The sequence below is a fragment of the Pseudomonas sp. MF6755 genome, assembly GCF_016405635.1.
Taxonomy (GTDB): Bacteria; Pseudomonadota; Gammaproteobacteria; order Pseudomonadales; family Pseudomonadaceae; genus Aquipseudomonas; species Aquipseudomonas haemolytica.
On record NZ_JAEKDA010000004.1, the window covers coordinates 340,735 to 352,330 of the forward strand.

At 61.1% G+C, this 11,596-nt stretch carries 12 protein-coding genes; 4 read left to right on the forward strand and 8 right to left on the reverse strand.

Translation table 11 applies throughout. The features are described 5' to 3' along the window. Window position 1 precedes the first annotated feature (1 nt). Entirely contained in the window at window positions 2-415 is a 414-nt protein-coding gene (locus JFT66_RS07120; RefSeq protein ID WP_034117289.1) for a rhodanese-like domain-containing protein, read from the reverse strand. A 151-nt stretch (window positions 416-566) separates the two neighbouring features. On the opposite strand from JFT66_RS07120, the gene gpmI reads away from it, so the two are divergent. The 4 genes from gpmI (at window position 567) to JFT66_RS07140 (ending at window position 5,648) form a co-directional block, all read left to right on the forward strand. Further along, window positions 567-2,093, forward strand: a complete 1,527-nt coding sequence (gpmI, locus tag JFT66_RS07125) for a 2,3-bisphosphoglycerate-independent phosphoglycerate mutase (protein ID WP_034117288.1) — start codon at window positions 567-569, stop codon at window positions 2,091-2,093. A 136-nt stretch (window positions 2,094-2,229) separates the two neighbouring features. Next, a complete protein-coding gene (locus JFT66_RS07130) occupies window positions 2,230-3,525 on the forward strand; it encodes a murein hydrolase activator EnvC family protein (protein ID WP_198859031.1) in 1,296 nt (431 codons plus the stop codon). 30 nt (window positions 3,526-3,555) lie between these two features. Next, window positions 3,556-4,872 (forward strand): S41 family peptidase, encoded by a 1,317-nt coding sequence (locus tag JFT66_RS07135; protein ID WP_198859032.1) that lies wholly within the window; start codon window positions 3,556-3,558, stop codon window positions 4,870-4,872. 2 nt (window positions 4,873-4,874) lie between these two features. Then, window positions 4,875-5,648, forward strand: a complete 774-nt coding sequence (locus JFT66_RS07140) for a divergent polysaccharide deacetylase family protein (RefSeq protein ID WP_198859033.1) — start codon at window positions 4,875-4,877, stop codon at window positions 5,646-5,648. A 37-nt stretch (window positions 5,649-5,685) separates the two neighbouring features. Here the strand turns inward: JFT66_RS07140 and JFT66_RS07145 are convergent, their stop codons facing one another. The 7 genes from JFT66_RS07145 to JFT66_RS07175 form a co-directional block, all read right to left on the reverse strand. Then, on the reverse strand, window positions 5,686-6,441 hold the full coding sequence (locus tag JFT66_RS07145) for a substrate-binding periplasmic protein (protein WP_034117284.1): 756 nt from the start codon (window positions 6,439-6,441) through the stop codon (window positions 5,686-5,688). A gap of 66 nt (window positions 6,442-6,507) precedes the next feature. Next, on the reverse strand, window positions 6,508-7,278 hold the full coding sequence (hisF, locus tag JFT66_RS07150) for an imidazole glycerol phosphate synthase subunit HisF (protein WP_034117283.1): 771 nt from the start codon (window positions 7,276-7,278) through the stop codon (window positions 6,508-6,510). A gap of 9 nt (window positions 7,279-7,287) precedes the next feature. Next, window positions 7,288-8,025, reverse strand: a complete 738-nt coding sequence (gene hisA, locus JFT66_RS07155; protein ID WP_003187784.1) for a 1-(5-phosphoribosyl)-5-[(5-phosphoribosylamino)methylideneamino]imidazole-4-carboxamide isomerase — start codon at window positions 8,023-8,025, stop codon at window positions 7,288-7,290. A gap of 39 nt (window positions 8,026-8,064) precedes the next feature. Beyond that, window positions 8,065-8,322: a DUF2164 domain-containing protein gene (locus JFT66_RS07160; RefSeq protein WP_005783916.1), complete on the reverse strand. Its 258-nt coding sequence runs from the start codon at window positions 8,320-8,322 to the stop codon at window positions 8,065-8,067. Further along, window positions 8,323-8,961 carry an imidazole glycerol phosphate synthase subunit HisH gene (gene hisH / locus JFT66_RS07165; protein ID WP_034117282.1) on the reverse strand — a complete coding sequence of 213 codons (639 nt, stop codon included), beginning with the start codon at window positions 8,959-8,961 and terminating at the stop codon, window positions 8,323-8,325. Beyond that, window positions 8,961-9,557, reverse strand: coding sequence for an imidazoleglycerol-phosphate dehydratase HisB (gene hisB, locus JFT66_RS07170; protein WP_003187781.1), 597 nt, complete (start codon window positions 9,555-9,557; stop codon window positions 8,961-8,963). Before hisB ends, hisH begins: the two co-directional genes overlap by 1 nt. A gap of 257 nt (window positions 9,558-9,814) precedes the next feature. Continuing rightward, complete coding sequence (locus JFT66_RS07175; protein WP_198859034.1) at window positions 9,815-11,461, reverse strand: OFA family MFS transporter; 1,647 nt, start codon at window positions 11,459-11,461, stop codon at window positions 9,815-9,817. Window positions 11,462-11,596: the final 135 nt, after the last annotated feature.

The window sequence follows — 11,596 nt, forward strand, 5'->3', positions numbered from 1 at the left end:
ATCACTTCACCAGCGGCAGGTTATCGCCACGCCAGCTGCTGATACCACCCGACAGCTTGGCGGCGGTGAAGCCGGTCTTGAGCATCTCGCGGGCGTGGGTACCGGAGTGCTGGCCTTGGGCGTCGACCAGGATGATGGTCTTGGCCTTGTATTTTTCCAGCTCGGCCAAGCGCGCGATCAGCTTGTCCTGGGGAATGTTCAGGGCGCCAACGATATGGCCGGCGGCATAATCCTTGACCGGGCGAATATCGACGACAACGGCCTCATCCTTGTTGACCAGCGCGGTCAGCTCCGACGTGCTCAGGCTGCGACCACCGCGGCTCAGTTCATGAGCGATCAGCAGCGCCAGCAGGATGACGAAGGCACCCACAAGCAGGTAGTGGGCAGTGGCAAATGCAATCAGGTGATCAACCATCAAGGAGGTTCCAGGGCGTTAAAATGGCGGTAAGTATACACAGCCGCCAGGGGGGGCCAACCCCCGTAAAGCGGTGACGTGGTTGGAACTTCGCTTTAAACTGCCACTCCCTTTTCAATTGTCTTCCTTTATTACCGCCGCGAGAGGATCTATGACTACTACGCCTAAACCTTTGGTCCTGATAATTCTCGATGGCTTCGGACACAGTGAAAGCCACCACGACAACGCCGTGTACTCGGCCAACAAGCCAGTGCTGGACCGCCTGGCCGCCACCGTTCCCAACGGTTTGATCTCCGGTTCAGGCATGGACGTGGGCCTGCCGGACGGCCAGATGGGCAACTCGGAAGTCGGCCACATGAACCTCGGCGCCGGACGAGTGGTATACCAAGACTTCACACGCGTGACCAAATCGATCCGCGACGGCGAGTTCTTCGAGAACCCGACTATTTGCGCGGCGGTGGATAAAGCAGTCGCGGCCGGCAAAGCCGTGCACTTCATGGGCCTGCTGTCGGACGGTGGCGTACACAGTCATCAGGACCACCTGGTGGCCATGGCCGAACTGGCCTTCAAGCGCGGCGCCGACAAGATCTACCTGCATGCCTTCCTCGACGGCCGTGATACCCCGCCGAAAAGCGCGCAATCGTCCATCGAACTGCTCGACACCACTTTCGCCGCCCTCGGCAAAGGCCGCATCGCCAGCCTGGTAGGCCGCTACTTCGCCATGGACCGCGACAACCGTTGGGACCGCGTGTCCCAGGCCTACAACCTGATCGTCGACGGCCAGGCCGAATTCAATGCCGCCACCGCCCAGGAAGGCCTGGAAGCAGCCTACGCCCGTGGCGAAAGCGATGAGTTCGTCAAGGCCACCACCATCGGCGAGCCGGTCAAGGTCGAAGACGGCGACGCCGTGGTGTTCATGAACTTCCGTGCCGACCGTGCCCGCGAGCTGAGCCACGTGTTCGTCGATGACGGTTTCAAAGACTTCGAACGCGCGCGCCAGCCGAAAGTCGAGTTCGTCATGCTCACCCAATACGCCGCCAACATCCCGGCCCCGTCGGCGTTCGCCCCGGGCAGCCTGGAAAACGTGCTGGGCGACTACCTGGCGAAAAACGGCAAGACCCAGTTGCGCATCGCTGAGACCGAGAAATACGCCCACGTGACCTTCTTCTTCTCCGGTGGCCGCGAAGAACCGTTCCCGGGCGAAGAACGCATCCTGATCCCGTCGCCAAAAGTCGCGACCTACGACCTGCAACCGGAAATGAGCGCACCCGAAGTCACCGACAAAATCGTCGACGCCATTGAGCACCAGCGTTATGACGTGATCGTGGTCAACTACGCCAACGGCGACATGGTTGGCCACAGCGGCAACCTGGAAGCAGCCGTTAAAGCCGTGGAATGCCTGGACCTGTGTGTCGGCCGTATCGTCGACGCCCTGGAAAAAGTCGGCGGCGAAGCGCTGATCACGGCCGACCACGGTAACTGCGAGCAAATGTCCGACGAATCCACCGGCCAGGCGCATACCGCCCACACTACCGAGCCAGTGCCGTTCATCTACGTTGGCAAACGCGATCTGAAAGTGCGTGACGGCGGCGTGTTGGCCGATGTCGCGCCGACCATGTTGATGCTGATGGGGTTGGAGAAGCCGGCGGAGATGACTGGCACTTCGATATTGGTTTAAGCACTAAACACCCGATTAAATTGCCATAAACGGCTTTTTATGACGAACGCCTCAAAGCAGTTGGCCTTGAGGCGTTTTTTTTGCGGCGCTTGGCGGGCATACTAGGCCGTCCCTTTCCCTGGTGTCGCCCGCCTCTATGCTTCGCGCCTTGATTACCCTCGCTCTTGTCTGCCTGCTCCAACCGGCTGTTGCCGATGAGCGCGCACAAACCCAACAACAGTTGGACGCTACGCGTCAGGACATTACCGAGCTGAAAAAGCTGCTCGGCAAGCTCCAGGAAGAAAAATCCGGGGTGCAGAAAGACCTGCGCGGCACCGAAACCGAAATGGGCAAGCTCGAGAAGCAGGTCCAGGAGCTGCAAAAAGAACTAAAGAAGAGCGAGTCGGAACTGGAGCGACTCGACGCTGAGAAAAAAAAACTCCAGAGCGCACGCGTTGAACAGCAACGCCTGATCGCGATCCAGGCCCGTGCCGCGTACCAGAGCGGCCGCCAGGAATACCTCAAGCTGCTGCTCAACCAGCAGAACCCGGAAAAATTCGCCCGTACCCTCACCTATTACGACTACCTGAGCCAGGCGCGCCTGGCGCAACTGAAGGGTTTCAACGAAACCCTGCGCCAATTGGCCAATGTCGAACAGGAAATTGCCGACCAGCAATCACAGCTGCTCGATCAGAAAAGCGCCCTGGATACCCAGCGCGATCAGTTGGACAAGGTACGCAAGGAACGCCAGCAAGCCCTGGCCAAGCTCAACAGTGATGTAAAGGCCCGCGACGCCAAGCTCCAGGCCCGCGAGCAGGACCAGGCCGACCTGGCCAAAGTGCTCAAGACCATCGAAGAAACCCTGGCCCGCCAGGCACGCGAGGCCGAAGAAGCGCGGCAAAAAGCGCTGATCGCCCAGCAGGAAGCGGAAAAAAAGCGCCAGCGTGAGGCTGAACTGGCAGCCACCAGTGACGCGCCAGCACCACGTAAACCGGCGCGCGCAGCCCCTGGCCCACTGGTTTCCAGCAGCGGCGAGTCGTTCGGCGGCCCTTTTGCATCAGCCCGGGGCAAACTTCCATGGCCTGTTGATGGTCGACTACTGGCACGCTTCGGCGAAACCCGTGGCGATGACACCCGCGCCAAGTGGGATGGGGTGATGATCAGCGCCTCTGCCGGCAGCCAGGTCCATGCTGTGCACGGTGGGCGCGTGGTGTTTGCCGATTGGCTGCGCGGCGCTGGTTTGCTGGTGATTCTTGACCACGGCAATGGCTATTTGAGCCTTTACGGCCACAATCAGACATTACTCAAGTCGGCAGGTGATGTTGTAAAAGCCGGTGAATCCATCTCCACTGTCGGTAACAGTGGCGGCCAGGACACCCCGGCGCTGTACTTCGCTATTCGTCAGCAGGGCCGCCCGAGCGACCCTGCACAATGGTGCAGATCCCAAGGATAGGGTCGCATCTACATTAGGAGTTCGTTCGACATGCTGCATTTGTCCCGCCTCACTTCGCTGGCCCTGACGATCGCCCTGGTGATCGGCGCGCCTCTGGCTTTTGCCGACCAGGCCGCTGCGGCTGCACCCGCCGCCATGGCCGCGACCACCAAGGCGCCGTTGCCGCTGGACGAGCTGCGCACCTTCGCCGAGGTCATGGACCGCATCAAGGCAGCGTATGTCGAACCCGTAGACGACAAGACCCTGCTGGAAAATGCCATCAAGGGCATGCTCAGCAACCTCGACCCGCATTCCGCCTACCTGGGCCCGGAAGATTTCGCCGAGTTGCAGGAAAGCACCAGCGGCGAGTTCGGTGGCCTGGGCATCGAAGTGGGCTCCGAGGACGGCCAGATCAAAGTGGTCTCGCCCATCGACGACACCCCAGCGTCCAAGGCCGGCATCCAGGCTGGCGACCTGATCGTGAAGATCAACGGCCAGTCGACCCGCGGCCAGACCATGACCGAAGCCGTCGACAAGATGCGTGGCAAACTCGGCCAGAAGATCACCCTGACCCTGGTACGCGACGGCGGCAACCCGTTTGACGTGACCCTGGCCCGCGCCACCATCACGGTCAAGAGCGTGAAGAGCCAGTTGCTGGAGTCAGGCTACGGCTACATCCGCATCACTCAGTTCCAGGTCAAGACCGGCGACGAAGTGGCCAAGGCCCTGGCCAAGCTGCGCAAAGACAACGGCAAGAAACTCAACGGCATCGTGCTCGACTTGCGCAACAACCCCGGCGGCGTGTTGCAGTCGGCGGTTGAAGTGGTCGACCACTTCGTCACCAAGGGCCTGATCGTCTACACCAAGGGCCGTATCGCCAACTCCGAGCTGCGTTTTTCGGCCACCGGCAACGACCTGAGCGAGAACGTGCCGCTGGCCGTGTTGATCAACGGCGGCAGCGCCTCGGCTTCGGAAATCGTCGCAGGCGCCCTGCAAGACCTCAAGCGCGGCGTGCTGATGGGCACCACCAGCTTCGGCAAAGGCTCGGTACAAACGGTATTGCCGTTGAACAACGAGCGTGCGCTGAAGATCACCACGGCGCTGTACTACACGCCGAACGGCCGCTCGATCCAGGCCCAGGGCATTGTGCCGGACATCGAGGTACGCCGCGCCAAGATCACCAATGAGATTGACGGCGAGTACTACAAAGAGGCCGACCTGCAAGGCCACCTGGGCAATGGCAACGGCGGCGCCGACCAGCCAACCGGCAGCGGCGCCAAGGCCAAGCCGATGCCGCAGGACGATGACTACCAACTGGCCCAGGCGCTGAGCCTGCTTAAAGGCCTGAGCATCACCCGCAGCCGTTGATCATGCGATTTGCCCTGATCATCGCTATGTTGTGCAGCCTGGCAGGCGTCGCCCACGCGGCGCCTGCCGGCGAGCCACATAAAGCCTACCTGACCCTCATCATCGACGACCTGGGGCAAAACCTGCCGCGGGATCGTCGCGTGCTGGCCCTACCTGGGCCGGTGACTACGGCGATCATGCCCGACACGCCCCACGCCGCCGAATTTGCCCGCGAGGCCCACAAGGCGGGCAAGATCGTGATCCTGCACATGCCCATGGACCCGGCCACCGGTCCGTTTGCGTGGCACCCGGACCTGCCTGTGGAAGAACTCGGCAAACGCCTGGACGCCGCGTTCCAGGCTGTGCCCTACACCGCCGGCATCAACAACCACATGGGCAGCCGCATGACGGCGCAGCCAGAGGCGATGGCGTGGTTGATGGCCGAGCTACAACGGCGCCACAAGTTCTTTGTGGACAGCCGCACCAGCGCGCAAACCGTCGCTGCCGCCCAGGCGCAGAAGATCGGCCTGGCCCATGTATCGCGGGATGTGTTCCTTGATGACGAACGCACCGAGGCCGCGATTACCACGCAGTTACAGACCGCAATCAAGCTGGCGCATAAACAAGGGTCGGCAGTGATGATTGGGCATCCTTACCCACAGACCCTGGCGGTGCTGGAGCGCGAGCTGCCCAAGCTCAAGGCCCAGGGCATCGACTGGATCGATATCAAACTGATGATCAGCGTGCGCAGCAACCGGGCCATGGCCGGGCACGGCAAGAACGGTATTTACCGCTAGATCAAGACGGCGCAGTTCCCACAGTGGTGCTTGCCAGTTAGAGGTAACGCGCCATGATCTCGTCGACGACGCCGTCTTTGCGCAGCTGGTCCAGCGCAGCCTGCAGCTTGGCCACCAGTTCGTCCGGCACATCCTTGTTCAACGCAAGGTAGAGCTGCGCGCTGTTGAACCGCAACACGGTCTTGAGCCCTGTCACACCGACCTGACGCGCCAGGTAACGCCCGGCCGGGTCGCCGGTGGCCCACAGGTCGATCTGGCCGTCCATGAGCTTTTGCGCATTGTCTTGATCACGCAACACGACAATAGGGTTGAGCCCCTGCTTATCAAGCGTTTCGGCGATGGCATCCCCCTTGTAGGCGCCGATCTTGTAGGCGCGGGCGTGCTCAAGGTCGCTGAGTTGGATCTTGCTGTCAGCTTTAGCCAGCAGCACCCAGTCGTCTGGGCCGATGGGGCCGACCCATTTGAACAAGGCTTCACGGTCTGGCAGCCGTGCCATGACAAATACACCGTAGCCCGGCTTTTCCAGGGTGAGTTTGTAGATTCGCTCCCAAGGGAAACGCAGGGTGAGATTGTAGGAAATGCCAGCACGCTTGAAGGTTTCGCGCACGATGTCCACGGCAATGCCTTCGATGTTCTCGTCCTTGGCGAAGTTCTTGCCGTTTTTCGCCATGTTGTAGGGCGGGAAGTTTTCCGTCAGCAACACCAGAGAGGCGTCAGACGGTTCTTCGGCTTGGACCGTACCGGCCATGAGCATGGAGGTACTGGCGAGGGCGAGCAGCAGGTGTTTGAACATGAAGGCTACCGGAATCCATGGCAAGCGCAGAGAGTGCCGCGAGCCTGCCATGGTGTCCAGCAGCGTTTAGCGAACGACGATACCGCGTGCTGCCATGTAGGCCTTGGCCTCGGGCACAGTGTATTCGCCAAAGTGGAAAATACTCGCCGCCAGCACCGCACTGGCGTGGCCTTCGAGCACGCCGTCGGCCAGGTGCTGCAGGTTGCCAACACCACCGGAGGCGATCACCGGAATGCCAAGGGCATCGCTGATAGCGCGGGTTACGCCCAGGTCGAAGCCGTTTTTCATGCCGTCCTGGTCCATGCTGGTCAGCAGGATTTCACCGGCGCCCAGGGCCTCCATCTTCATCGCCCACTCCACCGCGTCCAGGCCGGTTGGCTTGCGACCGCCGTGGGTGAAGATCTCCCAGCGCGGGGTTTCGCCCGGGCCGGAGACTTTCTTGGCATCGATGGCGACCACGATGCATTGTGAACCAAAGTGCTGCGCGGCTTCGCCGACAAACTCTGGGTTGAACACGGCTGCAGTGTTGATCGAGACCTTGTCCGCACCGGCGTTGAGCAGGTTGCGGATGTCTTGCACGGTGCGCACGCCGCCGCCGACGGTCAGCGGGATAAACACCTGGCTGGCCATGCGCTCCACGGTATGCAGCGTGGTGTCGCGGCCGTCGACGCTGGCGGTAATGTCGAGAAAGGTGATCTCGTCGGCACCTTGCTCATCGTAGCGACGGGCGATTTCCACCGGGTCGCCGGCATCTCGGATGTTCTCGAACTTGACGCCCTTGACCACGCGACCGTTGTCGACGTCCAGGCAAGGGATGATGCGTTTGGCCAGCGCCATGGTCAGTCCTCAGCCGTTGTAGGCATCGCAGTAAGCCTGGGCTTCGGCAACGTCCAGAGTGCCTTCATAGATCGCACGGCCGGTGATGGCGCCGATGATCCCGGGCGCCTTGGCGTCCAGCAGCGACTTGATGTCGCCCAGGTTGTGGATACCGCCGGAAGCAATCACCGGAATCTTGGTGGCGGCCGCCAGCGCAGCAGTAAACGGCACGTTGCAGCCCTGCATCATGCCGTCTTTGGCGATGTCGGTATAAACGATGGCGGACACGCCGTCGGCTTCGAACTGCTTGGCCAGGTCGATGACTTGCACGGTGCTGATTTCAGCCCAGCCGTCGGTGGCGACGAAACCGTCTTTAGCGTCCAGACCCACGATCACTTTGCCCGGAAACGCCCGGCAGGCTTCGGCAACGAAGGCTGGGTCTTTCACGGCCTTGGTGCCGATGATCACGTAGCTCACGCCGGCCTTGACGTAATGCTCGATGGTTTCCAGGGAGCGGATACCGCCGCCGATCTGGATCGGCAGGTTCGGGTAGCGCTTGGCGATCGCGGTCACCACCTCGCCATTGACCGGCTGGCCTTCGAAGGCACCGTTCAAGTCCACCAGATGCAGACGACGGCAGCCCCCTTCCACCCATTTGGCGGCCATGCTCACCGGGTCATCGGAGAACACGGTGGAGTCTTCCATACGGCCTTGGCGCAGACGTACGCAGGCGCCGTCCTTGAGATCGATAGCGGGGATAATCAGCATCTGGCAAACCTTATTCGAAATTCAGCAATGCTTGGGAAATCAGGGTTTCTCAAGCGACCACAAGTCGCTTTCGATGCTTTCGAACCTTTCTTTAAGGAGCGTCTGCGTGTCGAAAATCGCCCTGTTGTAATAGTGCGGCGCCACTTCGGTGGTGAACAACTCAAGAATCTCGGCGACCTCGAACGAGCCCAGCTTGAGCTCGAAGCGGTCCTCCATGAAACGCTTGATCTTGTCGGTGGCCTCACGCTCCTGCTCGGGCGTGAGGTTCAAGATCGGCGGCTTCGGTTTCTTGGCCATTTACCAGCGACCATCCCACGCGGCGAAGTTTTGCAGCAATTGCAGGCCATGGGTATGGCTCTTCTCCGGGTGGAATTGCACGGCAAAACGCGAACCTTCGGCCAGCGCTGCGGCGAAGTCGACGCCATAGTGCCCGCCACCCACCACCTGGCGCGGGTTACCGGCGGCGATGTAATAGCTGTGCACGAAGTAGAAACGCGCCATGTCCGGGATTTCGTGCCACAGCGGGTGGTCGACGGTGCGGCGCACTTCGTTCCAGCCCATGTGCGGGACTTTCAAATGTTCGCCGTCTTCATGCAGGTCCTTGCCGAAGAACTTCACCTGGCCTGGAAACAGGCCGATGCAGTCGACACCCTCGTTCTCTTCGCTGCTGTCGAGCAAGGCTTGCATGCCCACGCAGATACCCAGAAACGGGCGGTCCTGGCTGACCTCGCGCACCAGGCTGTCAAAGCCCAGGCGGCGGATCTCGGCCATGCAATCGCGAATCGCGCCAACACCCGGGAATACCACGCGGTCGGCTTCACGAATCACATTGGCATCGCTGGTGATCAGCACCTTGCCGGCGCCTACGTGCTCGAGGGCCTTGGCCACCGAGTGCAGGTTACCCATGCCGTAATCGATAACCGCGACCGTCTGCATTACAAAACGCCCTTGGTCGAAGGCATTTGCCCGCCCATGCGCTCATCGACCTCCACGGCCATGCGCAATGCGCGGCCGAAAGCCTTGAACACGGTTTCGATCTGGTGGTGGGTGTTGGTGCCGCGCAGGTTGTCGATGTGCAGGCTGACAAGTGCGTGGTTGACGAAGCCCTGGAAGAACTCCTGGAACAGGTCGACGTCAAAGCCGCGGCCCACGTTGGCACGGGTGTAGGGCACGTGCATCTGCAGGCCTGGGCGGCCGGAGAAGTCGATGACCACCCGCGACAGCGCTTCGTCCAGCGGCACATAGGCATGGCCGTAGCGACGGATGCCTTTTTTGTCGCCGATGGCCTTGGCAAAGGCCTGGCCGAGGGTGATGCCCACGTCTTCCACCATGTGGTGGTCGTCGATGTGCAGGTCGCCTTTGCCGACGATATCCAGGTCGATCAGCCCATGACGGGCGATCTGGTCCAGCATGTGCTCAAGAAAAGGGACACCGATATCAAATCGGGCCTTTCCGGTGCCATCCAGGTTGATCGAGGCTTTGATCTGGGTTTCCAGAGTGTCGCGCTCGACAGACGCCTTACGTTCGGCCATCACCAGCTCCGCAAAATCATTGGGCGAAAAAGGCGGCCATTATAGGGGCGCGGGCGCCAAACAGAAACATCGAAGGGGATAAGACTGATGGGGTGTCGGGGATAGACATGTGCATACAAGTACGGACCCACTTATGAAAACTCTGCACATCCAATGTGGGAGGGGGCTTGCTCCCGATGGCGGTAGCTCAGTCGCATGGTGGCTGACTGACCTAACGCTATCGGGAGCAAGCCCCCTCCCACAAGGGTTTTGCAGTGTTAGTGGAACAGTACCGCGGTCTTCTGCAGGGTCACCCACACACCCCAAGCCAACGGAATACCCACCACCAACCAGGCGGCTATCGCCAACGGCTTGCTGCCGGCGGACGCTTTCCACTCCAGCACGGTGGTCGCATCAGCGCCTTTGTCATGCCCCAGCGCCTGTTCGGCGGCCAGTTCAGCATCGGTCATGAAGTACTTGTCGGCCACCGGGCGTACCAGCATGTTGCAGATAAAGCCCAGCACCAGCAGGCCGGCGAGGATATACAAGGTGATGTCATAGGCCGCAGCGCGTTCAACGCCGATGCTCAACTGGTATTCACGCAGGTAGTTCACCAGTACCGGGCCCAATACGCCCGCCGCTGCCCAGGCCGTCAACAGGCGACCGTGGATAGCACCGACCATCTGGGTACCGAACAGGTCAGCCAGGTAAGCCGGAACGGTCGCAAAACCACCGCCGTACATCGACAGGATGATGCAGAACGCGGCCACGAACAGCGCTACGTTACCCAGGTGTCCGAGGTTCGGGATCAGCGCGTACAGGGCAAAGCCCAGGGCGAAGAACACGAAGTAGGTGTTTTTACGCCCCAGGTAATCGGAGAACGACGCCCAGAAGAACCGGCCACCGATATTGAACAGACTCAACAGCCCGGTAAAGCCAGCGGCGATGGCCGCAATGGAGGCAAGCTGACCTGCATCCAGTTGGCCAAATGGCACATCAACCCCCAGCAGCTTGCCGCCGAACACTTCCTGCAACAGTGGCGACGCCATGCCGAGGATGCCGATACCGGCCGATACGTTCAGGCACAACACCAGCCATACCAGGCGGAATTGCGGGGTTTTCCACGCGACGTTCACATGTACATGACGGTGAGTGATCATCGCATTGCTGGCTTTTTTCGCCGGCGCGGTCCAGCCCTCAGGCTTCCAGCCAGTTGGCGGAACGCGGTACAGCAGTGCACCACCAATCATGAACACGAAGTAAATCGCCGCCATGACCACGAAGCTCTGCCATACGCCCACGCTGGTCGGCGAAGAGAAGTGGCCCATCAGCGCTGCGGCCAGGGGTGCACCCACCATCGCGCCGCCGCCAAAGCCCATGATCGCCATGCCGGTCGCCATGCCGCGCTTGTCCGGGAACCACTTGATCAAGGTCGATACGGGCGAGATATAGCCCAGGCCCAGGCCGATACCACCAATGACCCCGGAGCCGATCCACATCAGCCAGATCTGGTGGGTATAAATGCCCAACGCCGAGATCAGCAGGCCACCACACCAGCACAGCGCCGAGACGACACCGGCCTTGCGTGGCCCGGCATGTTCCAGCCAGCCGCCCCAGATCGCTGCCGAGCAGCCCAGGAAGATGAAAAACAGGGTGTAGATCCAGCCCAGCATGGAAATGGGCCAGTCGCATTGGGACGAGAAGACTTGGGCGATGAAGCCCATGTCCGGCGCGCAGGCGACCGGTGCGGTGATACCCAGCGCTTTGGACAATGGCAGCCAGAATACGGAGAAGCCGTAGGCCATGCCGATACACAGGTGGATGGCCAGGGCGGCCGGTGGAACCAGCCAGCGGTTGAACCCCGGCTTGGCGATGATGCGCTCCTTGGACAGGAACGCAGGCTGTGCGGCGGCGGCGCCGGCCACAGTGCTAGGGAAACTCTGAAAAAGACTTTCTGATTTGGCAAAATACCGCGACCCCACCCACCGAGTTTCCCGATGAAGCAGATGACCTTCGCCGACGCCGAGTACGCTGGCAAGCGCAAGCAAACCCGCAAGGAG